The sequence below is a fragment of the Stenotrophomonas sp. GD03930 genome, assembly GCF_029839665.1.
GTDB classification, from domain to species: Bacteria; Pseudomonadota; Gammaproteobacteria; order Xanthomonadales; family Xanthomonadaceae; genus Stenotrophomonas; species Stenotrophomonas forensis.
In genome coordinates this window covers 708,985-735,245 of the sequence record NZ_JAOCAV010000002.1, presented here as the reverse complement: position 1 = coordinate 735,245, position 26,261 = coordinate 708,985, and the positions used below count along the sequence as shown (strand labels likewise).

The following is a 26,261-nucleotide window of genomic DNA, read 5'->3' as shown; positions in this document are numbered from 1 at the left end:
GGCCTGGCCCTTCAGCCCGGCAGGTCGCACTTCATCCGGCCGTCCACATAGTAGGGCTTCGGCACGTTGGGGTTCTCGCTGGTCTTCTCGAACACCACTTCGAACGAGGCGGCATCGGGCGAGCCCTTGCGGGCGGTACACGCATCCTGCAGTTTCTTCTTCACCGCCGTGATGCCGGCTTCGCGGTTGGCGCCGTCCGCGCTGTTGGTCAGGTTCACGGTCTCGGCCGCGGCCAGCGGGCTCAAGGCGAGCAGGCCGCCGGTCAGCAGCAGGGTGTGCAGCTTGGTCATGAATCGTGCCTCGTAGGCTTCCAATGAAGCCTCAGCATAGGGGCGGGCCGTTAACGGCATGTGGCCGCAGGGGGCTGAGTTGGTGCGCGTCGCAGCGTAATCCGCGATGGCTGACAGCTGTCACTGGCCGCAACCCGGCTGGAAGCGAATAGTGAGCGCCAAGACGGAGACGCTCCGCCACCACTCAGCAGAGGGACGACCCATGAACATGCTCCAGCACCTTGCCTCGCAGACGCCGACCTGGGTCTGGCTGCTTCTGGCCTTCCTGATCACGCGCGGTATTGCCGCCATGAAGCCGGGCGAAACCTCCCTGCAGAAGCTGGCCGTCGTGCCCGTGCTGTTCACCGTCTGGGGCGCCTGGTCGATCAGCCACCGCTATGGGATGTCCCTGAGTGCCTGGGGTGAGTGGCTGGCTGGCATCGGCTCGGGCGCGGCGCTGGGGTGGCTGCTGCTGGGCCACGTGAAACTGACGTTCGACCGCGCCACCGGGAAGCTCTGGCGCAATGCGGACTACAGCGTGTTGCCGCTGCTGCTGGTCACGTTCCTGGTGAAGTACGGCTTCGAAGTCGCCTTTGCGGTGTCGCCGGCATTGACCACCCATGCCGGCGCCAGCGCGGCGTACCTGCTGCTGTCGGGTGGGTTCACCGGCCTGTTCATCGGCAAGTACTGCCGCTACCTGGCCTCGTTGCGGCTGGACGCGGCGGGCAAGGGGCTGGGGATCGCGGGCTGATTTCCGCTCGAGCGTGACGCGTCACAGTAATGACCCTCGAGCAGCGCAACACCTCGTCTACACACCCGATGCCAGGGCGGCGCGCCGCCCTTTACGCCCAAGCCAGGCCAGTGCCGCTGCCGCGGCCAGCAGCCACGGAACCAGCATCAGGTTCATGCGCTGCCAGCCAAGCGCATCCAACAGGCCTCCGGCACCAAACGAACAGCCCAGACCGACAACGAAGATGGTCATATCGTTGATCGCCTGTGCCCGGGCGCGCTCGGCCTGCGTGTAGGTTGTGGTCAGCAGTGCCGTGCCTCCCACGTACATGAAGTTCCAGCCCACGCCGAGCATGACCAGCGCCGTCGCAAAGGAGCCGAATCCAGTGCCGGTGGTCGTCATCAACACATGCCCGACGAAGATCACCGCACCGGCCAGCATGATGCGGACAGCGCCAAAACGAGCGATCAGCGATCCGGTAAAGAACGAGGGCAGGAACATGCCCAGCACATGGAGCTGGATCACCGTCGCGGCACTTCCAAGGGCGTGATGGTGGTGGACCATGGCAATGGGCGTCGCCGTCATCGCCAGGATCATGATTCCATAGCCGGTCGCAGCGCCGAACAGCGCCACCAGGTACGCGGGCTGGAACACGATCTGCTGCCATGGGCGCCCAGCGGGCTCACCCGGCTCGGTTTTCGAGGTGGCCGGCATTCGCAATCCCGCCAGCACCCCGGTCGCCACCAGCGAGACCACGGCGAGGATGATGAAGGAGCCTTGATACTCCACCTGCAACAACGGGCCGCCCAGGCGGGCCAGCGATGGCCCGACCAGCGCCGCAATGATGCCGCCGGCCATCACCAGCGAAATCGCCCGGGGGCGGAACGCTTCGTCTGCCACCTCGCTGGCGGCGAAACGATAGAACTGCGCGAAGGCCTGGTATGCCCCCACCAGCAGCGTGCCGGCAGCCAGCAAGGCCATCGAATGGCGGGCTATTCCCAGTGCGGCAATGCCGCCGCCGGCCAGGCCCAGCAGCGAGCCGCAGATGAATCCGACCCGCCGCCCGGCCCTGGCCATCCACATGGCGGCGGGGAAGGTGGTCAATGCCGTTCCCAGGAACATGGTCGCGATGGGGAGGGTGGCCCATTGCGGGGCAGGGGCGAGGTGAGCACCCGCCAGCCCGCCGACGGTCATGACGATCACCGAGACAATCTGGAACAGCGCCTGGGCGCTGGCCAGCAGGAACACCTGCCGATGCATGGGGTTGCCGGGCATGGGGACGCTTCTTGGATAGGATGGGTGCCGTGACGCGGGTTCAGCCAGTGACTGGACTAACATTCAATCAATATGCAGAATGTTTGAGTATGGATAAGGCAAAGTCAATCCCCCAGCCCAGGCAGGCGATCTATCACGCCCTGGCTGACGTCGCCCAGGCGATCGGCCATGTCCACCGGCTGGAGCTGCTGGAGGCGATTTCGCAGGGGCCGCGCAGCGTCGAGGCGCTGGCGGAGGCGACCGGGTTGAGCGTGGCCAATACCTCGCGGCACCTGCAGTTGCTGCGGCGGGCCCGGCTGGTGGAGCCCGATCGCCAAGGCAAGCGTATCTATTACAGCCTGTCCGGCGAGGCCGAGGTCGTTGCGCTGCTGCGGGCGCTGGGCTGCTTCGGCGAGCGCAATGTTGCCGAAGTGCAGGGTGTCATGCGGGATTTCTTCGAACAGCGCGACGCCCTTGAACCCGTATCGCGCGAAGCGCTGCTGGAGCGCCTGGCGACGGATGGAGTGACCCTTCTGGATGTTCGGCCTTCGTCGGAATACGCCCTGGGCCATCTTCCCGGTGCCTTGAACGTTCCCGCCTCGGAACTGGAAGCGGCATTGATCAACCTGCCCAGGGACAGGGAGATCGTGGCCTACTGCCGAGGCCCGTATTGCGTGATGTCCTTCGAGGTCGTGGAAAAACTGAGGGCGCTGGGCTTCACCGTGCGGCGCCTGGAGGATGGCTTTCCCGAATGGAAAGCGGCCGGTTTCGAAGTGATTACCGGGCCGTAGGAGGCCAGTCGCGGCGTACAGGGGCCAGCCTGGATGCCGCCGATACGTAGCCGGGTGGGAGAAGGAACATCTCCATGGCCAACGTGAAGCCGTCATGAAGGCGTCACACCGCGCCCGTACCTTGCGGCGCACTTCAGGGGGCAGGGGCGACGCAGGTGGCCGAACAGGCAAGACGGCGCCTGGCGCGCATGTTCGAAGAGCACGCGCCACTATTGCGAGGCTTCTTCGTGCGACGCGGTGCGCGGCAGGACGCCGAAGACCTGGTGCAGGAAACCTATCTGCGCCTGCTGCGTGCGCATGAAGGCAAGGGCGAGCCGATCGCCAACCCCGAAGCGTACCTGTTCACCGTCGCGCAGAATCTGGCGCGCGAGCAGGCCGCGCGCCGGCCCTGGTCGACCCTGTCCATCGAAGAGATCGAAGGCCCGGGCCAAAACCTGGCCAGCGGGGAATGCGTGGAAGACGCCGCCGAACGGGAGCAGCGCCGCCAACGGCTGCAGACGTTGCTGGAGACCCTGCCCGAACACACCCGGGCGGTGCTGGTCATGCAGTACCGCGATGGATTGAGCTACAAGCAGATCGCCGAACGCATGGGCGTCTCAGCGCATATGGTGAAGAAGCATGTGGTGCGCGGGCTTTCGGTGTGCCGCCGGGCGCTGGCCGAACCGGCAGGGAGGTCGTGAGCGTGGCCACTGAACATCCATCGGCGCTGACCCTGGCCGCCGCGCAGTGGCACGCGCTGCAGCGCGAAGGCGACCTCAGCCCTTCGCAGCGGCACGCCTTCATGCAGTGGCTGCTGGTCTCCCCCGAACACCTGCGCGAGTACATGGCCATCAGCGAGGTGGCCGGTGCGTTGGGCGATGCGCTGCGCGGCATGCCGGATGACGTCGACGCACTGTTGAAGGCTCCCGCGCCGACGCGCAATGATCACAACGTCGTGCGGTTGTCGCCACGCCCGGCCGCCGCATCGAACCAGCGCCGGGCACGGCCCGTACCCGGCTTGCCGCGCATCGCGGCCGCAGCGGCGCTGATGCTGGCTGTAGGCGTAGGCGCCACCATCGCCTGGCCGCGCACCGGGCACTACGCAGCTGCACATGGCATGCCGCGAGAGGTAACGCTGCCAGACAGCACCGTCGTGCGCCTGGACGCTGAAAGCGAAATTTCGGTGCGCATGACCCTGCTGGGGCGGCGCGTCGAGCTTGAACGTGGCCAAGCCAGCTTCGTCGTGGCCAAGGACCGGCGCCCGTTCGCAGTACATGCTGCTGGCCTGCAGGTGACGGACATCGGCACCACGTTCGATGTTTCGTTGCTGCGCGAGCAGGCCCGCATCGGAGTCAGCGAGGGGCGCGTGGACGTGCGCGGCGATGGTGGCCGCGGCCGTATGCTGGCCGACCTCGGCGCCGGGCAGGCGGCACAGGTCGACTACCGTGACCAGCGCGTGCGGATCCGTGAGGAAGATGCCGCCAGCATGACGGCATGGTGGACCGGGCGGGTGCTGTTCCGCGACGAGGCGCTGCGCGACGTGGCCGACCGCTTCAACCGGCGCAACACGCTGCGCCTGCACGTGAGTGATGACGCCGGTGCGCTGCGCCTGACCGGCAACCTGCGCGCGGATGACGTGGCGTCGCTGCGCGCGTTCCTCGACCAGCAACCAACACTGGTTACGCAGGTGGCGCCGGACGGAATCCATGTGCGGTTGCGCGCTGGAGCGCCGCAGGCGCTGTAAGAAAAAATTCATCGAACAAGTGGTGCCCGATCGGCGCGCTGCGCCCTCGTAGATGGGGAATGCAGGAACACACCTGTTCCGCGACCACCGCCATTCCCTACTGGACCCTACGATGCGCCGCACCCTGTTCCTTTCCATCGCCCTTGCACTGCAGATCACCGCCACGGCCGGCGCCAACGCCGCAGAACCGGCACGCGTCGCCAGCGAGGCGATCGCCTCGCAGCCGCTGGATGGGGCGCTCAACGCGCTGTCGCGCCAGACCGGCCTGCAGTTCGTCTACAACGCGCAGAATGCGGGCAATCCGCGCACGCCGGGCGTGCCGGCCGGCCTGAGCGCGGACGCAGCGCTGGCCCGCCTGTTGGCCGGCACCGGCCTGCGATACCGCTATCTCAATGCCACCACGGTCACCATCGAAGCACAGGACGCCAGCGCACCGGCCGCCACCTCCGCGCTGGCAGCACCCGAGGCGGCAGTGGGCGCAGTTGCGGCATCGGCATCGGCCGGCACTGCGAGTTCCGGTGCGCAGGCGGCCAACCTGGAAACCATCCAGGTCACCGGCAGCTACAGCCGCAGCCTGGAGAAGGCCGTAGACATCAAGCGCGCCACGGTGGGCTTTTCAGATTCGATCGTTGCGACCGACGTGGCCGATTTTCCCGAACAGAATCTCGCTGAAGCCCTGCAGCGCATGCCCGGCGTGACCATCGAGCGCAACAAGGGCCTGGGCACCAAGGTCAATGTGCGCGGCCTGCCTTCGGAGTACACCCACGTTTCGATCAACGATCTGGCAACCGCCTCAGGCAGTGGTGGTCGCGACGTGGAATTCGACATGTTCGCCTCGGAGATCATCCAGCAGGTGACCGTGCAGAAGTCGCCCACCGCCGCCGACGAAGAGGGCGGCATTGCCGGCTCGGTGAAGATCTCCACCGCACGCCCGTTCGACTACAACGAACGCAAGCTGGTGTTCTCCGCCGAAGGTGCGCACAACAGCATCTCGGAGGAGGTGGACCCGCGCTTTGCCTTCCTCGCCGCCGATACCTGGGGTGACTGGGGCGCGCTGGTCTCGTACTCGCAGTCCAAGCGCACCAACCGCACCGACTCCACCTCGGGCATCAACTTCCGGCCGTCCTCGCGCTTCCTCACTGCCTCGGGCACCCGCGGCACCCAGGCGCAGGCCGTGCTGCTGCGCGATGCGGGCGTCAACATCACCAATCGCAACGATGCCGAGCAGACCAACCGGGTCGTGTTCCAGGACAAGGTGGGCGACCGCGTCTACCTCAACGAGCAGGACAAGTGGGGCGCCACCGGGTCATTGCAGTACAAGCCCAGCAACAACTTCAGCCTGACCTTCGACGCGATGGTCGGCGGCTATGACAGCACCGAGGACGAGTACGATGCGGCCGCCTATTCGGCCTCCAGCCGCAGTACGTTCGACACCATCCATGCCTACGATGCCACTACGCTGTCCGAGTACGGCATGGTGGTGCTGCGTGATGTGTCCTACACCGCCACCCAGCACGAGATGCTGAGCAAGGAGCGGATCAACAAGACTGACTACAGCCAGTACAGCATGGCGATGGACTGGAAGGGCGACCGCTGGTACGTGGATGCGCTGGTGGGCTACTCCGGCGCGGAGAAGACCTCGGATTTCTCCAACCTCAAGCACGTGGCCTATGCGCCGTCGCGCACCCGCTGGACCGGCAGCAGCGGTGAGACCATCCCGACCGCCGCCGCCGGCAGCTTCGACATGTACAACGACCCGAGCCGGTACCTGTTCGAGGCCTACGAGACCACGCTGGAGAAAGTGAAGGACGACAAGTACGCCGCCCAGGTCAATGTCACGCGCCTGCTGGACATGGCCTTCCTGCCCGCGCTGCACACGGTCCGGTTCGGTGCGCGCTACACCGATCGCTCCAAGGAGCGCCAGTACGGCGAGCTGAAGATCACCGGGCCGAGCGCGGGCAGCAGCGCGTGGGTCAACACCCGCACGATGGCCGAAAGCCCGCTGCAGTACATCGACGACATCGTTCCCGGTGGCAGCTATTCCAACAAGGGGCTGGCCTGGCAGCAGATCTCCAACGACTACGCACGCAGCGCGTTCCGCTACGCGGGCTTCCAGACCCCGTTCGATCCTGGCCAGTTCTACCAGGTGGACGAGAAGGTGATGAGCTTCTACGCGATGGCCGACTTCGCCTTCGATATCGGCAGCGTGCCGTTCACCGTCAATGCGGGTGCGCGCTACGTGGATACCAAGGTCGATTCGTTCGGCTATCACCCGATCCAGCTGCCCAACGGCAGCACCGGCTACACCGACACTCCGGTGTCGAAGGACGGCAGCTACGACGACCTGCTGCCCAGCTTCAACATGACCGCCGAGTTGTCGCACGGTCTGCTGCTGCGCGCGGCGGCGTCCAAGGTGATGATGCGCCCGGCGCTGACCGACATCGCCTACAAGCGCACCGCCAGCTGGGGCTCCTACCGTTTCACCGACGGCAATCCTGAGCTGAAGCCCACCTATGCCAAGCAGTGGGAGATCGGCCTGGAGAAGTACCTGGACAACGGCGCGCTGTTCGCCGCCAGCTACTTCCGCAAGAACATCGATGGCGTGGTGATCAACTCGCTGACCGGCGTGGTTCAGAATGTGGCGGTATACAACGCCAACGGCAGCCTCAATGGCATCTACGATTTCGACGTCTACCAGCCTGTGAATGCCAAGGGTTCCTACCAGGTCGATGGCGTTGAACTGGTGGCACAGCTGCCGCTGAACATGTTCACGCCGTGGCTGGACGGGTTTGGCATCAATGCCAACTACACCATGCTGGACAGCTCGCTGGCCGGCGAATCCAGCCTGGGCATCCGCACCCCGATGCCGGGGCTGTCGGAGAAGACCTGGAACCTCACCGCCTACTACGAGAATTCGCGTTTCGACGCGCGCGTGTCCTACAACCACAAGGGCGCCTACGTCGAATCGATCGGCTACAACCTGTACCCGATCTGGCGCGATGCCTACGGCCAGATGGATGTGTCGATCGGCTACCGCATCACCGACAGCATCAAGATCAGCCTGAAGGGCATCAATCTCACCAACGAGCGGACCAGCGGTTACACCATGGACCCGTCCTTCCCGACCATGGATGAGACCTCGGGCCGTCGCATCAGCCTGGGCCTGCGCGCGGACTTCTAAGCAGGCATCCACGCACCGGCAGCGTGCGGACCCGCGAGGGTCCGTGCGTCGTCCGTGCGCTTTTCAGAGGTGAATCCATGAAGAATTTTGTAATGCTGGCGCTGCTCGCAGCGGCGGCCCCGGCATTCTCGGCCCCGGCGGCGGCAACGCCGGCAGACGACGCTGGCCGCCAATGGCTGGCCGGCGACCACCATGTGCACAGCGAATGGAGCGTGGACTGGGACCGCCGAACCACGCCGCCCATGCCCGTGCGTGGTGGCGACTCTCCCTACAGCCGCAGCCACAACGCGGCACAGGCCAGGGCCTTCGGCCTGCGCTGGATGGTCCACACCGACCACGGTGGCCCCGGCCACTCCGCGGTCACCCGCGACCACGCTTATCCCGCGCTGCTGCAGGCGCGCACCGATGTCCCGGAGGTGATCCAGTTCAACGGCATGGAATTCGATGTGCCGGCCGGCGAGCACGCCTCGCTGATCATCGCGCCCGGCCCGCAGGAACGCGAGCAGCTGGTCATCGCCGAGCGGGACTTCAGCCGCAGCGAGCCACTGCACGGCAGCCGCGATAGCGAACAGCAGATGCAGGCAGCGCTGGCCTACCTGCGCGGGCTGGTCCCTGCGCCGCTGATGTTCATCAACCATCCTTCGCGTACCGCGACCGGCATCGGTGAGTGGGGCGAGGTAACGCCGGACGAACTGCGCGGCTGGCATGCAGCCGCCCCCCAGGTGCTGGTGGGCATGGAGGGCGCCCCCGGGCACCAGGCCATCCGCAGCGAACGCGGGCTGTACCGTAACGCGGCCGCGCCGACACTGGGCGGCTACGACCAGATGACCGCGCAGGTCGGCGGCATCTGGGACCAGATGCTGGCCGATGGCATCCGCTTCTGGATCACCGCCAACTCCGACTCGCATGTGAACCTGCGCGATGGCGGACGCGATTACGACCCGGGCGAGTACAGCAAGACGTACGCTTGGGCGCGGCCGGAGGCCGAAGACATCCTGGATGCCCTGCGCAACGGCCGCATGTTCACCGTCACCGGCGACCTGATCGACGCCTTGGAGCTGCGGGTAGCCGCAGGCGACTCCAGCGCCGGGATGGGCGGCACGCTGGTGCTGCCGGCAGTGCAGACGATGCAGCTGGAGGTGCGGGCACGGCGGCCGGCGCGCGCCAACGCGAACGGACAGCACCCGGCGCTGGAGCGCATCGAGCTGATCGTGGGCGGGAGGGATGAGGGCGGTGCGCTGCAGATGCAGCGGCGCGGATTCGACGCGGCAACCTGGCAGCGTGACGGCGACTGGATCGTGGCGCGCTGGTCAGTGCCGGTGCCGCCGCGCGGTGGCTTCGTGCGGGTGCGGGGCAACAGCACCGGTGCGGTGGATGCACTGGCGGACGCGCCCGGCGAGGATCCGTGGGCGGATCTGTGGTTCTATTCCAACCCCGTCTTCGTCAGGGTTGCCGAAGGTGCTGGCCCGTCGCGCGAGTGACGTAGCACCGGCGCGCCTTTCGCGAGGGGGGGCGGGCAGGGCGGGGGAGTTCCAATTGCAAATGACTCTCACTACACTTGCAGGTCTCCACCCCTCTGTCGCCCAGTGCGGCCCATCCGCCGGCTATCCAAGTGAATGTCCCGCCCTACCTGTGCAGACCGCAGGCATATGTCCTGAGGGCGCCGTGTCCGCGCTAGGCCGGGGCACGGGCGGGGCTGCGAACCACAGCGCATCAGCAGAGGCCGGCCTGGCCGAGAGCGGCTCATCCACGGGCGGGAACCTGCTGGCCAAAGCCTATGCCCGTTGGCGGGCGCCCATCCTGCGTGGCCTTGCGCGTGTCAGAGGAAGGGACGCTGAGGACGCCCTGCACGACGGTGCAGTCAAATGGATTGCGGCAAATCCTTCGCTGGCGTCCAGCGACCAGCAGGGCGCCTACCTTCGCCGGACGGTAATGAACACCGTGGCCGACGAATACCGCGAGCGCAGCGCAGGCCGCCGCGTGCAGACCGTGCCGCTGGCAGATGCGGAGGATGCCGGCCATCCGATGGCCAGCGATGAATCACAGTGCCCGCTGCAACTCACCGCACAGCGCCAGCGCCTGCAGCGCCTGGCAGACGCGATGGCCGAACTGCCCGAGCGCCAACGCGAAGCCTTCGTGCTCTGCCGTTTCGATGGCCTGACCCAGGAAGAGGTGGCCGCCCGCATGCAGATCTCCCGGCGCATGGTGGTCAAGCACCTGTCGCGCGCGGTTGCCTACTGCCAAGTGCGGGTACGCTATGCGTCGCTGGAACAGATGCAGGAACTGCATCGGTCCAGCGCGGCAGGCGAGGGGTTGGCGCCTGCCATTGACGCCGATCTTCCCTGCCGATGACCGATCTCCCTTCTGCCGCAGGTTCTGACCCGTTTGCCCTGCACGAGGCGGCGGCCACGTGGCTGCTGCGACGACAGGATGTGGACTGGCGCCCGGAGGACGAGGCGGCCCTGCAGCACTGGCTCGCCGAAAGCGAAGCGCACCAGCAGGCCTTCACCGACGTGGCCCAGACCTGGCACGACCTCGGCCAGCTGCCACGCCCCGCATTGGCCTCGGACACTCAGGCCGCGCCTGCGCCAGCGGCGCCTGCCGCCCTGCGACGGGACGGCATGACGCGTCGCGCGCGGTCGCGACGCCTTCCTCGGGTGGCGACCGCTGCGGCGGTGGCGCTCCTGGCCCTAGGTTGGGTCGGCTACGGGTGGTACACCGCGCCCAGCTACGTACAGGACGTGAGCACCGCCGCTGGCGAGATCCGTGATCTGCAACTGCCCGACGGCTCACGGATTTCGCTCAACGCGCGCAGCACGCTGGCCGTGCATTTCTATCGCTCTCGCCGCGAAGTAGTGCTCAGCCAGGGCGAGGCGTTCTTCGAGGTCGCCCCGGCGGCCGAGCGGCCCTTCACCGTCGATGCCCAGCGCAGCCGGGTGACCGTGGTCGGCACCGCCTTCAACGTGCGTAACGGGCCGGGCGAAGTGCTGGTCAAGGTGCTGCATGGGCACGTGCGGGTACAGCCGGATCGCACCGAAGGCACTACGCCGGTCAGCCTGTACGCCGAACAGGGCCTGGCCGTGACCACTGCCACAGCCACGTATCGTCCCATTTCTGCCAGTGCAGACAGCATCGGCGGTTGGCGCAACGGGCGCCTGGTGTTCCGGCGCACCCCGCTGGACGAAGTGGCGCAGGAAGTGGCGCAGTATCTGGGCCACCCGGTCACGCTGGGCCAGCCGGGGCTGAAATTCCTGCCCGTTTCCGGCTACGCCGCCACCGACGCCCCGGCCAGCTTCGTGGAGGCGCTGCCGGATCTGTTGCCTGTACGGGTCACCCGCATGGCGCAGGGCGGCTATCGCATCGACGAGCGGCCTGTCACGCACTGACGCGGCAGGAAGAAACTGTTCCAGCACGGGTTCCCACCCCATCGCTGTTTTCCGTTTACCCCAGTGAGGCCAGTGGTGGCCAAGCATGATGGAGCGGTAATGGGGTACATGAAGATCAAGCGCGCACTTGTCGCCCGCGCGTTCTCTACCGGGGTACAGGCCACGCGGCTGCCGCTGCTGGCCGTGTGCATTTCCAGCGCACTGGCTGCGCCGGCCATCGCGCAGGCGCAGCCGGCACAGCGCATGCCGTTCAATATTCCAGCCCAACCGCTGGATGCGGCACTGCGCCGATTCTCCGAGCAGTCACGGCAGCAGGTGTTGTTCAGTGAATCGGCAGTGGCCGGCCGTCGCGCGCCGGCCGTGACAGGCAGCTACACGCCGCAGGAAGCACTGGCGCGCCTGCTGGAGGGCAGTGGGGTGCGTGTCAACGCCACCCGCCCCGGCGTGTTCACGCTGGCGCAGGACGCAGCATCACCTGCGCGCAGCAAGGATGCCCAGACCACCCTGCAGACGGTGAATGTGACCGCCAATGGCCAAGGCGATGGCTCCTACACGACACGTGAGCTGAGCCTGGGCAAGCTGGGGCAGAGCATCCGCCAGACCCCGCAATCGGTCAGCGTGATCACCCGCCAGCAGCTGGATGACCGCAACCTCACCACGCTGGACGAGGCACTGGCACAGACCACGGGCGTGACCAAGACCGCGCGCAACTTCGGCAACCACAAGTTCTCGATCCGCAGCTTCACCGTGGACGACAGCAACTATCTGGTCGATGGCGTGGCCGGCATCGTCTATGCCCCGGTGGGCTGGCTGCCGATCGACACCGCCGTGCTGGAGCGGGTTGAAGTGCTGCGCGGTGCCGGCGGCATGATGCTCGGCGCGGCCGACCCCAGCGGGGCGATCAACATGGTGCGCAAGCGCCCGCGCGACCAGGCCCATCTCGATCTGGCAGCCACGCTGGGCTCGTGGGACAACTATCGCCTCGAGGTCGACGGTGGCGGCCCGCTCAATGCCGCTGGCACGGTACGTGGCCGAGTCGTCGCCGCCTACCAGGACCGCGACTACTTCCAGCGCGGCACCTCATCGAAGACGCCGGTGGCCTACGGCGTGATCGATGCCGACCTGGGCCAGGACACCACGCTCACCTTCGGCCTGCGTCATCAGGCCAGTGACACCGACGGCTACTGGCTGTTCGGCCTGCCGCGCTATACCGATGGCGGTGCGCTGGACATCAAGCGTTCCACCTCGCTCATCCAGGACTGGAACCGCCAGGAAGGCTCCGTTGACGAAGCCTTCGCCGAAGCGGAGCACCGCTTCAACGAGCGCTGGAAGGCGCGCCTGTCGGTGAACCGCACCGAATCGGACCTGGACCAGCGCGTTGCGGTTCCGGTGGGCGGGGTGGACCGGGCCACCGGCATCGGCTCGCGCTTCTATGACATCTACTTCAACCGATCGCGCGTGCGCAGCGATGGCATCGACCTGCACACCACCGGCAGTTTCGACGCCTTCGGCCGCACCCACCAGCTGCTGCTGGGGGCGATGTGGTCGCGCCAGCGTACCCGCCAGAGCTCGGCGGACCTGGCCATCGACGTGCCGATCGATGTCTACGCACCGGACCACAGCGCCATTGCACAGCCACTGCAACCCGCGTGGGACTGGTCGGAAAACGCGCGTGCGCAACAAAGCGGCCTGTACAGCAACCTGCGCCTGCAGCTGGCAGAACCGCTGCACCTCACGCTGGGTGGCCGGCTGAGCTGGGTGAAGTACCAGTCCAACGATGGCTTCACCGGCGCCAAGAGCCGCGACTACGAACAGAAGCACGAATTCACCCCGTACGCCGGCCTCGTCTACGACCTGGGCCCGCAGTGGTCGGTCTACGCCAGCTACGCCGATACCTTCCAGCCGCAGAGCTCCTACGTCACATCATCCGGTGCGGTGCTCGATCCCGCCATCGGCGCCAACTACGAGCTGGGCGTGAAGGGCGAACTGAACGATGGGCGCCTGAACGTCTCCGCTGCGGTGTTTTCCATCCGCAAGACCGGCAACGCCGTGGTGGACGCCTCCGACCCGGGCAGCTGCCCCGGCTCGCTGGCCTCGTCCGATTGCTACCGCAATGGTGGAAAGCTGCGCAGCAAGGGCTTTGAACTCGAAGCCAGCGGCGAACTGGCACCCGGCTGGCAGATGATGGCGGGCTATACCCACGTCACCAGCCGCGACGATGAGGGCGCCACCATCAGCGCCGAAACGCCGCGCCATCTGCTGCGCCTGTCAACGTCCTACCAGCTGCCCGGCCGGTGGAATGCGTTCTCCGTGGGCGGTGGCGTCTCTGCACAGAGCAGCTATTCCTATCCGGCCTACGACGACCCGGACTGGCGCATGGGTGCGGCGGGACGCGCGGTGTGGGACCTGCGTGCCGGCTACCGGATCAATCCGCGCTGGAGCGTGGGCGTCAACGTGGCCAACCTGTTCGACACGCGCTATTACGCGATGATCAGCCAGATCCGCCGCGGCAACTTCTTTGGCGAACCCCGCAACGTGATGCTGACGCTGCGCGGCGCGCTGTGATCCTCCGCAACCGGCGGGACGAGGGCATGCCCGCCACGGGGATGGCATGAAGGCGGGCTTCCGGCAGAGCATGTCGTGGCTGCACACCTGGTGCGGCCTCACCTGCGGCTGGCTGTTGTGCGCGATCTTCCTCACCGGCACGCTCAGCGTGTTCCGCGAGCCGATCACGCGATGGATGGAGGCCGGCCCGGTGCCGGCCTCCCCGCAGGAAATGGATGCAGGTGCGCAGGCAGCGCGAGCGCAGCAGTGGTTGGCTGCAAACGCCGCCGATGCCCGGGCATGGCAGATCCGTTGGCCTGCCCAGCACGGCTGGCCGCTGCAGCTCTCATGGGAGGATGACGGCGGCACCGCGCACGAACGCTGGGTAGAGGCCGGCACCGGCATGCCACAACCACCACCTCGTCTTCGGGAAACCGAAGGCGGGCGCCACTTCATGTCATTCCATTACACCCTGCACGGCGGCATGGCCGGCTACTGGCTGGTCGGCTGGATTACGGCCTGCATGCTGCTGGCGCTGGTGTCCGGCGTGGTGGTGCACAAGCGCATCTTCAAGGACTTCTTCACCTTCCGCCCGGGCAAGGGGCAGCGCAGCTGGCTGGACGCGCACAACCTGAGTGCCGTGCTGACCCTGCCGTTCCTGTTCATGATCGGCTACACCGGGCTGACATTCTTCTACAGCAGCTATCTGCCGTGGCCCGTACAGGCAGCCTATGGCGATGCCGATGACGCCTATGCGCGCTATGAAGCCGAACTGGCGCCTGCGCGACCTGTCCCGGCCGGCATTCTGGTTGCGGGCGCGCAGCTGCCGAACCTGCCGGACCTGCTTGCGCGGGCGCAGGCCATCAGCGGTCAGCCGCCGGCACTGGTGATGATCCCGGCGCCCGGCACCGTGCACAGCGTGGTGGAAGTGGAGGGCCGCAAGACAGCGGGGAACACCGGCAAGCACCTGTTGAGCGAGGCCAGCCGGGTGACCTTCGATGCGGCCAGTGGCAGGCTCCTGCAACAGCATGCAGCGCATCCGCCGCAACTGGGTGCCGTGCAGGTACACGAAACCATCGAAGCCCTGCACAAGGCCGATTTCGGTGGCTGGCCGATGAAGTGGCTGTACTTCATCAGCGGCCTGCTGGGCACGGCAATGATCGCCATCGGCACGCTGCTGTTCTCGCTCAAGCGGCGCAAGCGCAGCGAGCACGAGTTCGGCGCCGCCACGGCAGGCATCTACCGTTGCGTGGAAGCCTTCAACGTGGCATCGCTGGCCGGGGTGGCACTGGCAAGCATCGTCTACCTGCACGGCAATCGGTTGCTGCCACTGGAAATGAGCGATCGCAGCGCGTGGGAGATACGCATTTTCCTTCTAACCTGCGCGGCCTCGGTGCTGCACGCACTGTGCCGCCCACCGCGCGCAGCCTGGATCGAGCAGTTGTGGCTGGCCGCCGCGCTGTGCCTGGCACTGCCGCTGGTGAATCTGGCAACCACCGGGCAGGGACTGCTGATGTACCTGCAGCGGGGCGCATGGCAGCAGGCCGGCGTGGAGCTGGTCGCACTGGCCTTCGGGTTGATGCTGGCAAGAATGGCCCTGATGCTGCAGCGCCGCTGGCCACAGACGCACGAGGCCGCGCGCAGTGCCAAGCCCGCACCCGGGCAGGGCGCGGCCCATCGCTGGCAGGTCGCGAGCCGGGTGCTGGCTGCTTCGGTGGGGGCCTACGTGTTCACCGCGATCACCGCCACGGCACTGGCGCTGTTGCTGCCCTCGCTGGTGAATGTACGCACGTCCGTTTCGGTCCTGACCAGTTCGCTGCTGGGGTTCGTGCTGTTGATCGCGGTCGCCGTGGGCATCTTCAGTACCCGTAGTGTAGGGAAGGCGTGGCTGGTCGTGGCGGCAGGGAGCGCCCTGATGGGAGGGTTGGTGGCGATGCTGCGGCCGGGGTGAGGGTAGGGGGGGTGTCGGCCTATCACATGCTTCCATCCAGGCTCTTCCGGAAGAACGCCCCCAGCTCTGCAAAGGGAATTAGATCGGTCCGGTCATACAGATCCACATGGCCTGCACCCTTCACCCACAGCAGCCTCTTCGGTTGTCCCGCCAGCCGGTAGGCTTCCTCGCTGAATTCCCTTGAATGCGCCTGATCACCCGCGATGAACAGCATCGGACGCGGCGAAATGGTCTCGATGTCGTTGAACGGATAGAAGTTCATGAACTTCACATTGCTGGTCAGCGTCGGGTGCGTGGTGAGCTCCGGTGATGAGCCGGCCGGGGTAAACTCGCCGCGCGAAGTACGGTAGAAGTCGTAGAACTCGCGCTGGATCGGATGAGTGTCGGCCTCAAGCCTATGCACGGTGCCGGAGGTGTACTGCGTGGCGCCGCCCTCGGCTTCAACCCAGCGCTGGCGTGCGGCGGCAGCAATCACGGCCTTGCGCTGCTCTACACTCTGCGAGCGGTTGAGGGCACTGCGGTTCGCAGCACCCATGTCATACATGCTGACAGTGGCAATGGCTTTCATGCGCGGGTCGATCTTGGCCGCACTGATCACGAAACTGCCACTGCCACAAATGCCAAGCACGCCGATCCGTTCGCGATCCACCTGTGGCTGCATGCCCAGGTAGTCGACGGCGGCGCTGAAGGCTTCGGCATAGATGTCCGGCGCAACCGCATTACGCGGCTCACCCGCACTTTCGCCCCAGAACGACTGATCGATGGCCAACGTCACGAAGCCCTGTTCGGCAAGCTTCTGCGCGTAGAGATCCGCGCTCTGCTCCTTCACCGCGCCCATCGGGTGGCCCACGATGATGGCAGGCAGGGCGTGCCCGGGCTTTCCATTCTTCGGTACGTACAGATTGCCGACGATCTGCATGTGGTACTGGTTGCTGAAGTGCACCTTTTCAGTGATGAGCTGGGTGCTTCGATAGAAATTGTCCGCGCCGTGGGTCATGTCCTGTCCAACTGCAATGAAGGGGATGGTGGCGAGAGCCAGAGACAGCAGCAGCGTCTTCATTCGCTCATCTCCGAATACTGCTCGTCGCTTACCTTCTCCAGCCACGTCACCGGGCTGCCATCCACCGCCTCGGCAATCGCAATGTGGGTCATCGCTACCGCGGCACTCGCGCCATGCCAGTGCTTCACGCCCGGGGCGATCCACACGGTGTCACCCGGACGGATCTGCTGGCGCGGCTGTCCCCACTGCTGCACCCAGCCCACGCCTGCCGTCACGATGAGGGTCTGGCCCAGCGGGTGGGTGTGCCAGGCCGTGCGTGCGCCGGGCTCAAAGGTAACCGTTGCACCGCCTACGCGTGCCGGCGCAGGGCGTTGGAAGCCGCCATCGATGCGCACGTTGCCGGTGAAGTAGTCAGCGGAACCTGCAACGGACGAGGCGCTGCCCGCAGGCGTTACGTTCAGGCCGGCGCTGGTCGAGCCGCCGCCAGCCGCAGGCGCGGCCATGGACATCAAGGTGCCGAGAAGCATGGACATGGGGAGTGCTCCAGGAGTTGGGGGATTACCAGGCGTAGGCATTGGGCGCCTCGCCGCCAGGGCCGGGCCAGATCGCATCCAGCCGAGCCAATGACTCGCCTGAGAGCTTCAGGCGAGGGGCCTTCAGGTTCTGCAAAAGCTGGTCCACCGTGCGCGGCCCGCTCAGCACGGTGGTCACCACCGGGTTGTGCAGCAGCCAGGCCAGGGCCACATCGGCAGGTGCTTCGCCCAGTTGATCGCAGAACGCCTCATACGCTTCGAGCTGGGGTCGCAGGCGTTCAATGCGGTGCAGGAGCTGCGGGGTGGCGCGACGTCCGGTGGCCACCTTCTTCAGCACGCCGCCCAGCAACCCCATGCCGATCGGGCTCCAGGGAATCAGGCCCAGCCCGTGGTAGCGCAGTGCCGGGATCACTTCCAGTTCCACGGTGCGCTGGGTCAGGTTGTACAGGCTCTGCTCGGCGACCAGGCCAAAGCTGTGCCGCGCCGAGGCCACGCCCTGTGCGGTGGCGATGTCCCAGCCGGCGAAGTTGCTGCTACCCACGTAGGTGATCTTGCCTTCGCGGATCAGCTGTTCCATGGCCTGCCAGATCTCTTCCCAGGGCGTGGCCCGGTCCACGTGGTGCATCTGGTACAGGTCGATATGGTCGGTCTGCAACCGGCGCAGGCTGGCCTCGCAGGCGCGGCGGATGTGGTACGCCGACAGACGACGATCATTCGGGCCCGGCCCCATCGGCTGGTACACCTTGGTCGCCAGTACCAGGCCGTCACGCTTGCCACTGCGCTTCAGCCAGCGCCCGATGATCTCTTCCGAGAGGCCGAAGCCCTGCGCCATGTCCGGTGACTGTGCTCCGCCGTAGACATCGGCGCTGTCGAACAGGTTGATGCCGGCGTCCACGGCAGCATCCATGATGGCAAAGCTGGTCGCCTCATCGGCAAGCTCGCCGAAGTTCATGGTGCCAAGGCCCAGCCGGCTGATCTTCAGGCCCGAGCGGCCCAGAGAGGAATAGTGCACGGGGAACTCCTTCAGGAATGAACAGGCACGCGTTGCCGCTGCGCCGAGCGCGCCGCGATGTACGACGTGACCATCGAGCCCAGCAGCAGGAGGGCGCTGAACCAGAACGTGGCGCGGTAGCCCTGGTGGTCCAGCAGCAGGCCGCCCACGGTGGCACCAATGGCGATGGCCATCTGCACCACGGCCACCATCAGGCCGCCGCCGGCCTCTCCGTCATCGGGCAGGGTGCGGGCCAGCCACGACCACCAGGCCACGGGCGCCGACGTGCCAAGCAGGCCCCACAGCGCGAACAACACCGCCACCCTCGGCAGCGTGTTGCCGATGAGGATCATGCACGCAGCCACCAGGGCCATCAGCGCTGGCAGCAGCACCAGCGTGCGGAACATTGCCTTGTGCACGAAGGGCTCGATCAACACCGTGCCGGCCAGGCCCGCAGCGCCCATCAACAGCAGCAACAGCGACAACGTTGAAGGCGATACGTGCAGCGTGGCTTCCACGAACGGCCGCAGGTAGGTGAACAGCGAGAACTGGCCCATGAAGAACAGGCTCACGCCCACCATGCCCCACGCCACCGGCGGGCGCTTCAACAGCGCGAACACATTCCACGAAGCGCGCCCGGCGGTCGCCTTCATCGGTGGCAACGCGGCGATTTTCCACAACAGGGCCACTACGGCCACCGGCACCAGCGAGAAGAATGCGCCGCGCCAGCCGATGATGGCGCCGAAGTAACTGCCCATCGGTGCAGCAATGACCGTGGCAAGCGCGTTGCCGCCGTTGACGATCGCCAGTGCGCGGGGCACCTGGTGGGAGGGAACCAGGCGCATGGCGGTGGCCGCCGACATGGCCCAGAAGCCACCGATGGCCACGCCGATCAGTGCACGGCCCAGCATGAACACCGGGAAGCTGGGCGCCAGGGCCGCCAGCGTGCCCGAGAGGATCATCGCGGTGGTGAGGCCCAGCAGCAGCCATTTGCGGTCCAGCTGCCCGGCCAGTGGCGAGACCAGCAGGCTGGTAACAAGGGCGAACGCGCCGGACACCGCAATGGCCTGTCCGGCTTGGCCTTCACTGACCCGCAGGTCGGTGGCGATGGGTGTCAGCAGGCTGACCGGCATGAACTCGGAGGCAACCAAGGCAAAGGCGCCGAGTGACAGGGCCAGCACGGCACCCCATTCCCTGGGGGTTGCCGAGCGGGCAGGCGCGGCCATGCCCGCCCCGGCCGGGGGAGGATTGAGTGAACTCATGAAGGTTTCCAGGCCCAGAAGGGCGATGACGGCGGAAGGCTCCGGCTGCCGGAGCTCCCGTGGTTGGGGGAGGGGGCCAGTCTGGACCACGCATGGACACTTGATTAGATAATCAATTGCGAATAGGTCAATTAGTTGCGCTAATTAATACCTGTGACACACTACGCCCATGGCACGACGCAACTTCAATGACCTCCTGGCTTTCGTGACCGTAGCGCGGGAGGGCAGCTTCACCCGCGCGGCGGGTGTGCTCGGAGTTACCCAGTCTGCACTGAGCCAGGCAATCAAGACCCTGGAAGAGAGCTTGGGAATCCGGCTGCTGACCCGCACGACGCGCAGCGTTTCGCCGACCACCGCCGGCGAGCGCCTGCTGCAGTCGATCGGCAACCACTTCGACGACATCGAAATGGAGCTCGAAGCCCTTACTGCGCTGAGAGACACGCCAGCCGGGCAGGTCAGGATCACCAGCGGCGACCACGTGCTGCGCACCGTTCTGCTCCCCAAGCTGATGCCGCTGCTGCATCGCTATCCGGACATCCGCATCGAGTTCGACGTCAGCTATGCATTGCGTGACATCGTTGCCGACCGCTTCGACGCCGGTGTTCGACTTGGCGAATCCATCGACAAGGACATGGTTGCCCTGCCCATCGGCCCACGCCTGCGCATGGCCACCGCAGGGACGCCGGGCTACTTCGCTGCACACGGAATCCCGAAGATGCCAGGTGATCTGACCGGCCACCGATGCATCAACATCCGCCTGCCCACCAGCGGTGGACTGTACGTGTGGGAGTACGAGAAGAAGGGTCGCGAGATCAATGTGCGCGTGGATGGCCCGCTGGTGTTCAGTACGTCACCGCACATGGTCGATGCCGCGCTTGACGGCCTGGGACTGGTGCATCTGCCTGTCGATGAGCTTGCGGCTCACCTTGAAAGCGGTCGGTTGGTGCGGGTGCTGGAAGACTGGTGCCCACTGTTCCCCGGCTATCACCTGTACTACCCCAGCCGACGGCAGCCTTCCCCGGCGTTCAGCCTGGTGCTGGAGGCATTGCGGGTTTAGATCGATACCGCGCTCACCCTCACCACATTCACCCCGCAGCAGCGAAAATGCATCCCTGGGCGCGCCCTGGTGCGCGCCGCTCACTGCCTGCAGGATCGTAACGATGTCCAACATCCCCTTTGGCGAGTCGTCATGCGCTGCCGCCGCCAGCGGCTGCGTCGAGGTGCGCGGTGCGCGCGAGCACAACCTCAAGAATGTCGATGTCTCCATTCCGCGCAATGCACTGGTGGTGTTCTCCGGGGTCTCGGGTTCGGGCAAGTCGTCGCTGGCCTTCGGCACCGTGTTCGCCGAAGCGCAGCGGCGCTACTTCGAGTCGGTGGCGCCGTATGCACGGCGCCTGATCGACCAGGTGGGCGTGCCCGATGTGGATGCCATCGACGGCCTGCCGCCGGCAGTGGCCCTGCAGCAGCAGCGCGGGGCCAGCAATGCGCGCTCATCGGTGGGCAGCGTGACCACGCTGTCCAGCCTGGTGCGCATGATGTACTCCCGCGCCGGGGCCTACCCGGCCCATCAGCCCATGCTGTACGCGGAGGACTTCTCGCCGAACATGCCGCAGGGCGCCTGCAGCACCTGCCACGGCCTGGGGCATGTCTACGAAGTGACCGAAGCGCTGATGGTGCCGGACCCGTCGCTGACCATCCGTGAGCGCGCCATCGCGTCCTGGCCGCCGGCCTGGCATGGCCAGAACCTGCGCGACATCCTGGTCACGCTCGGCTACGACATCGACGTGCCGTGGAAAAAGCTGCCGAAGAAGGACCGCGACTGGATCCTGTTCACCGAGGAAACGCCCAGCGTGCCGGTCTACGCCGGGTTCACCCCTGCCGAGACCCGCACCGCGCTCAAGCGCAAGCTCGAACCCAGCTACATGGGCACCTACACCGGCGCGCGCCGCTACGTGCTGCACACCTTTGCCAACACCCAGAGCGCGCTGATGCGCAAGCGCGTGTCGCGCTACATGGAAGGCAAGCTGTGCCCGGCCTGCCACGGAAAGCGCCTGAAGCCGGAGGCGCTGTCGGTCACCTTTGCCGGCGTGGATATCGGTGAGTTCATGCGCCTGCCACTGGACCAGCTGGCGGAGCTGCTGGAGCCGGTGGCACAAGGTGATTTCAGCGCGCACAGCAAGGGCGCTCGCACCCGCAGGAGTGCGACACCCCGCGATCGCGCGCGTCGGGCCGCGAGTGGCCAAGCGACCCACGAGGGCGCCCCCGACGTGCGGCTGACCTCGGCCCTGTCCGAAGAGAAGCGCCTGGCTGCCCAGCGGCTGGCAGGCGGGGTGATGGCGCGGGTACGCCAGCTGCGTGAACTGGGCCTGGGCTATCTCTCGCTGGATCGCGCCACACCCACGCTGTCAGCCGGCGAACTGCAGCGCCTGCGGTTGGCCACACAGCTCAGCTCGCTGCTGTTCGGCGTGCTGTACGTGCTTGATGAGCCCTCGGCGGGCCTGCATCCTGCCGACAGCCAGGCGCTGTACGACGCGCTGGACCGGCTGCGCGATGGCGGCAACTCGGTGTTCGTGGTTGAACACGATCTGGACCTGATGCGCCGCGCGCAGTGGCTGGTGGATGTGGGCCCGGAGGCGGGCGAGCACGGCGGGCGGGTTCTCTACAGCGGCGAGCCCGATGGCCTGCGCCACGTCCAGGACTCGCGCACGGCGCGGTATCTTTTCGACCAGGTGCCGGCGCCCGCCAGCCGTAAGCGCGGCGCCGGCAACTGGCTGGAGCTGCAAGGCATCCATCGGCACAACCTGCAGGGTGTGGACGCACAAGTGCCACTGGGGTTGCTGACCGCAGTCACCGGCATTTCCGGCTCGGGCAAGTCCAGCCTGATGGCGCAGGCGCTGCCGGAGTTGATGCTGCTGCACCTGGGGCACGAGCCGGTGGACGAGAGCGCGGACAGCGAACCCACCGGCGGGCCGAGCGTGATCGAAGCAACGCGAGGCCGCCTGGCCGGCGATGTAGATGCCATTCAACGCGTCGTGCAGGTCGACCAGAAGCCGATCGGGCGCACGCCACGCTCCAATCTGGCTACCTATACCGGCCTGTTCGATCACGTGCGCAAGCTGTTCGCCGCAACACCGGCTGCGCACCGCCGTCGTTTCGACGCCGGCCGTTTCTCGTTCAACGTGGCCAAGGGCCGATGCGAAACCTGCGAAGGCGAAGGGTTTGTCAGCGTCGAACTGCTGTTCATGCCCAGCGTATATGCGCCGTGCCCGACCTGCCATGGCGCGCGCTACAACGAGGCCACGCTGAAGGTGCGGTGGAATGACCGCACTATCGCCGAAGTGCTGCAGATGACGGTGGACCAGGCGCGTGCGTTCTTCAGCGAAGAGGATGCCATTGCCCGCCCGCTGCAGCTGCTGCAGGAAATCGGCCTGGGTTACCTCAGGCTGGGCCAGCCGGCCACCGAGCTTTCAGGTGGCGAGGCCCAGCGCATCAAGCTGGCCACCGAGCTGCAGCGCAGCCAGCGCGGGCGCACGCTGTACGTGCTGGATGAACCCACCACCGGCCTGCATGCATCCGATGCGGACCGGCTGCTGGTGCAGCTGCAGCGGCTGGTGGACGCCGGCAATACCGTGGTGATGATCGAGCACGACATGCGCGCGGTCGCGCAGGCGGACTGGGTCATTGACGTGGGCCCCGGCGCTGGCGGGGCAGGGGGCACCATCGTGGCGAAGGGAACACCGCAGCAGGTGGCGCGGGCCAAAGCCAGCAGGACGGCACCGTTCCTTGCGAAGGAGTTGGCTTCCCTGTAGAGCCGAGCCATGCTCGGCTGACCCTCGAGCCAGTCGCTTCCCATGGAAGCAGCGCCTCCTGCAGCAAAGCCGGTTGCTGGAGCGGGGGAGGGGCGGGAAAACAAGAACGCCTGGTGAAGCGTGTAATGGCGAATCCTCTGGTGACGCTCCAGCCAGCAGCATCCACTTTGATGCTGCAGCGCACACAGAAGAGCACGGCCCAGCTAGTCCCATCCGGCTATAGGAGGCCAGCGCGACTCGACGCACACTTCGCCCCGTAAAGGCCGACGGGAGGGCGCGATATGAGTCTGCATGTGGGGAAACTGCGCGGCTTGGCGCTGCTTCTGTTCCTGCTGAATCCCTTGCTTGCCGGTGCGGTGCCGGCAGCGCCGCCTGCATCGGCACCCGAGGTGATTCCGCTGTGGCCGCAGGACCACTGGCAGCAACGCGCGCGTGGCCCGGAACGGATCGGCGCCGAAGGCAGCGCGAAGGGCGCGGTCTCGGGAATCAGTAACGCGCGCATGGAGATCTACCGACCGCTGAAACCGAACGGAACAGCCGTGGTGATTTTCGGCGGTGGCGGCTACTTCCGCATCCAGATCGGTAGCGCCGCCAGGCCGACGGCGCAGTGGCTGCAATCGCTGGGCGTCACGGCCGCCGTGGTGTACTACCGGCTGCCTGCCGATGGGTGGGCGCCGGTTTCGCCCTTCCAGGATGGCCAGCGCGCCATGCGGCTGCTGCGCGCGCAGGCCGCAAGCCTGGGGGTCGATCCGGAGCGCATCGGCGCATTGGGCTTTTCCGCCGGCGGCAATCTGGCCGGTATCGTCGCCACGCGCTTCGATGCCCCGTTGTATCCGCCGGTGGATGCAGCCGACCAGCTGTCAGCGCGCCCGGACTTCCTTGGAATGATCTATCCGGTCGTTTCAATGCGCCCGCCGCTGGACCGCACCCGGTCGAAGCGGGAACTGGCCAGCCAGGACGACGCACAGCAGGCCTATTCGGTCGAACAGCACGTCCGCAAGGACATGCCGCCGGTGTTCCTGGCCCAGGCCGTGGACGATCGCACCGTGGATGTCGGCCACAGCGTGGCGATGTACCAGGCCACGCATGCGGCAGGCATTCCGGTGGAGCTGCATCTGTTCGAAGCCGGAGGCCACAGCTGGGGGTTGGGCAAGCCCGGGACATTGGTGGCGCAGTGGCCGCGGCTTTTCGCCAACTGGGCACGCAGCCACGGCTACCTCGGGCCGCCGCCTGCGCGGCTGCCGCCGCACGATGCCAGCGCGATACCCGCCGCTGCTGCTCAGCCACCTCGCTCGCTGGACGATGATGGTGCGGGCGACTGAGCCGCACACTGTATTTCATTCGGGAGAACTGCATGAATTCACTGAAGCGTGCCGCGCTTGGCGCGGCTGCCGGCGGCTGCCTGTTGCTGGCTTCCCCCTCTGTGCTGGCCGCGGCTGGCGATACCGAAGCCGGATTGCGCGCGCAGGTGCAGCAGCAGGCAAAGCAACTGCGCGATCAGGCATCCCTGCTGGAGCAGCTGAGCGCGCGCCTGGCTGCACTGGAGGGGGCCTCTCAAAGTACCGGCGTGGCACCCGGCAGCGGTGCGGGCCTCGATGCACAGGTGGCTGCGGCCATCGCTGACACCCGCCAGGACGACATGGCCATTCTGCAGGCGCAGGTGGCACAGCTCGCCGCAACCGGGGGAGGCGGTGACGGCAATGTGCGCTGGCGCAAGGGTGGACCTGAGTTCCGCAGCAGTGATGGCCAGTTCACCTTCCACCCCCGCGGCCGGGTGATGGTCGATTTCAGCAGTACCCACGGTTCCGCATTCGACGCACGCAACATCACCGGCACCGACCTGGCCAGCGGCCGCCTCGGTGCCGAAGGTCGGATGGGACCACTGGGTTACAAGATCGATGCGGACTTTGCGGGCAACGATGTCTCGCTGAAGGACACCTATCTGTCCTGGGACACGCGGCTGGGTGGCCTGCCAACGGAAATCTACGTGGGCAACAAGCTCAAGGACCGTGGGATCGATGGTGGCACCAGCGGCGTCAATACACCTTTCATGCAGCGCAATGCGGTGGCGTCGGTCGGTGCCCAGCAGAGCGGGTACTACGGGCTGGGCGTCACCACCAAGGTGATCGGTGATGGCTGGCACGCCAGCGTGGCGGTGACCGGTGACGATATCGGCAATGACAGCACGGCCAGCGACACCATTGCGTATCTGCTGCGCGCACACTGGAACCCATTGCGTGGCCAGGCAGGCTTCGTGCATCTGGGAGGCTGGTACTGGTACGAGGATCTCGGCCAGGATGTCGGCAGCATCAACAAGACCTCTCCGATCGCGCTGGGCTGGAACGGCAACGTGCGCGTGTCGGCCAGCTCCATCGCCAACGTCACCGACAACCGCGCCTGGGGGCTTGAGATGGGCGCAGTGTACGGCCCGGTGTGGGCCTTCGCCGAGCACACCACCCGCACCGTCGAATCACGCACGGTCGACTCGGTCGACCAGCGGGCGACATCGGTCTACGCAGGCTGGCTGATCACCGGCGAGCGCCCCGGCTTCAGCAGCCGCTCTGGGGTCTGGGGTACCACGCGGGTATTGCGTCCGGTGCAGGAGGGCGGCGTTGGCGCCTTCGAGCTGGCCGCGCGCTATGACCGCTACAACTTTCTCGATGCGGCCCGGGGCGGCGAGGGCACTGCATGGACGCTCGGGGTGAACTGGTACCTCAACAACTGGTCGCGCCTGATGCTGAACTACGTTCACTGGAAGACCGACAACAAGGTTGGCAACGCCCAGGGGCCTGACTCCGGAAATACCGTGGGCATGCGAGCGCAGGTTTCGTTCTGAT

At 66.5% G+C, this 26,261-nt stretch carries 20 protein-coding genes; 14 read left to right on the top strand and 6 right to left on the bottom strand.

Annotation, left to right across the window (positions count from 1 at the left end; genetic code table 11):
* Positions 1 to 11 precede the first annotated feature (11 nt).
* Complete coding sequence (locus tag N5C18_RS14005) at positions 12 to 290, bottom strand: hypothetical protein (protein ID WP_053508560.1); 279 nt, start codon at positions 288 to 290, stop codon at positions 12 to 14.
* A 202-nt stretch (positions 291 to 492) separates the two neighbouring features.
* Between N5C18_RS14005 and N5C18_RS14000 the strand changes: the two genes are divergently transcribed.
* Positions 493 to 1,020 carry a DUF6622 family protein gene (locus tag N5C18_RS14000; protein WP_049458576.1) on the top strand — a complete coding sequence of 176 codons (528 nt, stop codon included), beginning with the start codon at positions 493 to 495 and terminating at the stop codon, positions 1,018 to 1,020.
* 57 nt (positions 1,021 to 1,077) lie between these two features.
* On the opposite strand, the gene N5C18_RS13995 is transcribed toward N5C18_RS14000, so the two are convergent.
* On the bottom strand, positions 1,078 to 2,274 hold the full coding sequence (locus N5C18_RS13995; protein ID WP_279944817.1) for an MFS transporter: 1,197 nt from the start codon (positions 2,272 to 2,274) through the stop codon (positions 1,078 to 1,080).
* Between the two features lie 89 nt (positions 2,275 to 2,363).
* Here N5C18_RS13995 and N5C18_RS13990 point away from each other — a divergent pair, with 89 nt between their 5' ends.
* From N5C18_RS13990 to N5C18_RS13950, 9 genes are all read left to right on the top strand, one after another.
* Positions 2,364 to 3,044 (top strand): metalloregulator ArsR/SmtB family transcription factor, encoded by a 681-nt coding sequence (locus N5C18_RS13990; RefSeq protein ID WP_053508480.1) that lies wholly within the window; start codon positions 2,364 to 2,366, stop codon positions 3,042 to 3,044.
* Between the two features lie 155 nt (positions 3,045 to 3,199).
* Complete coding sequence (locus N5C18_RS13985; RefSeq protein WP_053508479.1) at positions 3,200 to 3,724, top strand: sigma-70 family RNA polymerase sigma factor; 525 nt, start codon at positions 3,200 to 3,202, stop codon at positions 3,722 to 3,724.
* A gap of 2 nt (positions 3,725 to 3,726) precedes the next feature.
* Positions 3,727 to 4,767: a FecR domain-containing protein gene (locus N5C18_RS13980; protein WP_053508558.1), complete on the top strand. Its 1,041-nt coding sequence runs from the start codon at positions 3,727 to 3,729 to the stop codon at positions 4,765 to 4,767.
* Between the two features lie 112 nt (positions 4,768 to 4,879).
* On the top strand, positions 4,880 to 7,948 hold the full coding sequence (locus N5C18_RS13975) for a TonB-dependent receptor (protein ID WP_053508476.1): 3,069 nt from the start codon (positions 4,880 to 4,882) through the stop codon (positions 7,946 to 7,948).
* A gap of 77 nt (positions 7,949 to 8,025) precedes the next feature.
* A complete protein-coding gene (locus N5C18_RS13970) occupies positions 8,026 to 9,429 on the top strand; it encodes a hypothetical protein (protein ID WP_053508475.1) in 1,404 nt (467 codons plus the stop codon).
* A complete protein-coding gene (locus N5C18_RS13965) occupies positions 9,323 to 10,300 on the top strand; it encodes a sigma-70 family RNA polymerase sigma factor (protein WP_326582342.1) in 978 nt (325 codons plus the stop codon). Before N5C18_RS13970 ends, N5C18_RS13965 begins: the two co-directional genes overlap by 107 nt.
* Positions 10,297 to 11,334: a FecR domain-containing protein gene (locus N5C18_RS13960; protein WP_053508471.1), complete on the top strand. Its 1,038-nt coding sequence runs from the start codon at positions 10,297 to 10,299 to the stop codon at positions 11,332 to 11,334. The genes N5C18_RS13965 and N5C18_RS13960 overlap by 4 nt, the downstream gene beginning before the upstream one ends.
* A 108-nt stretch (positions 11,335 to 11,442) precedes the next feature.
* Positions 11,443 to 13,899, top strand: a complete 2,457-nt coding sequence (locus N5C18_RS13955; protein WP_230078885.1) for a TonB-dependent receptor — start codon at positions 11,443 to 11,445, stop codon at positions 13,897 to 13,899.
* A 46-nt stretch (positions 13,900 to 13,945) separates the two neighbouring features.
* A complete protein-coding gene (locus N5C18_RS13950) occupies positions 13,946 to 15,829 on the top strand; it encodes a PepSY-associated TM helix domain-containing protein (RefSeq protein WP_053508467.1) in 1,884 nt (627 codons plus the stop codon).
* A 22-nt stretch (positions 15,830 to 15,851) separates the two neighbouring features.
* Here N5C18_RS13950 and N5C18_RS13945 read toward each other — a convergent pair whose 3' ends face one another.
* Genes N5C18_RS13945 through N5C18_RS13930 form a run of 4 tightly spaced genes read right to left on the bottom strand, consistent with a single transcriptional unit; the run spans position 15,852 to position 19,615 of the window.
* Entirely contained in the window at positions 15,852 to 16,889 is a 1,038-nt protein-coding gene (locus N5C18_RS13945; RefSeq protein ID WP_053508465.1) for an alpha/beta hydrolase, read from the bottom strand.
* Positions 16,886 to 17,332 carry a cupin domain-containing protein gene (locus N5C18_RS13940; protein WP_154582861.1) on the bottom strand — a complete coding sequence of 149 codons (447 nt, stop codon included), beginning with the start codon at positions 17,330 to 17,332 and terminating at the stop codon, positions 16,886 to 16,888. Before N5C18_RS13940 ends, N5C18_RS13945 begins: the two co-directional genes overlap by 4 nt.
* A gap of 55 nt (positions 17,333 to 17,387) precedes the next feature.
* Complete coding sequence (locus N5C18_RS13935) at positions 17,388 to 18,374, bottom strand: aldo/keto reductase (RefSeq protein WP_053508461.1); 987 nt, start codon at positions 18,372 to 18,374, stop codon at positions 17,388 to 17,390.
* Between the two features lie 11 nt (positions 18,375 to 18,385).
* Entirely contained in the window at positions 18,386 to 19,615 is a 1,230-nt protein-coding gene (locus N5C18_RS13930) for an MFS transporter (protein ID WP_279944815.1), read from the bottom strand.
* 169 nt (positions 19,616 to 19,784) lie between these two features.
* Between N5C18_RS13930 and N5C18_RS13925 the strand changes: the two genes are divergently transcribed.
* The 4 genes from N5C18_RS13925 (at position 19,785) to N5C18_RS13910 (ending at position 26,260) form a co-directional block, all read left to right on the top strand.
* Positions 19,785 to 20,672 (top strand): LysR family transcriptional regulator, encoded by an 888-nt coding sequence (locus N5C18_RS13925; RefSeq protein WP_053508457.1) that lies wholly within the window; start codon positions 19,785 to 19,787, stop codon positions 20,670 to 20,672.
* Between the two features lie 103 nt (positions 20,673 to 20,775).
* Positions 20,776 to 23,424, top strand: coding sequence for an excinuclease ABC subunit UvrA (locus tag N5C18_RS13920; RefSeq protein WP_053508455.1), 2,649 nt, complete (start codon positions 20,776 to 20,778; stop codon positions 23,422 to 23,424).
* 281 nt (positions 23,425 to 23,705) lie between these two features.
* Positions 23,706 to 24,746, top strand: coding sequence for an alpha/beta hydrolase (locus tag N5C18_RS13915; protein WP_053508453.1), 1,041 nt, complete (start codon positions 23,706 to 23,708; stop codon positions 24,744 to 24,746).
* 32 nt (positions 24,747 to 24,778) lie between these two features.
* A complete protein-coding gene (locus tag N5C18_RS13910) occupies positions 24,779 to 26,260 on the top strand; it encodes a porin (RefSeq protein WP_053508451.1) in 1,482 nt (493 codons plus the stop codon).
* The last annotated feature ends 1 nt before the right edge of the window (position 26,261 follow it).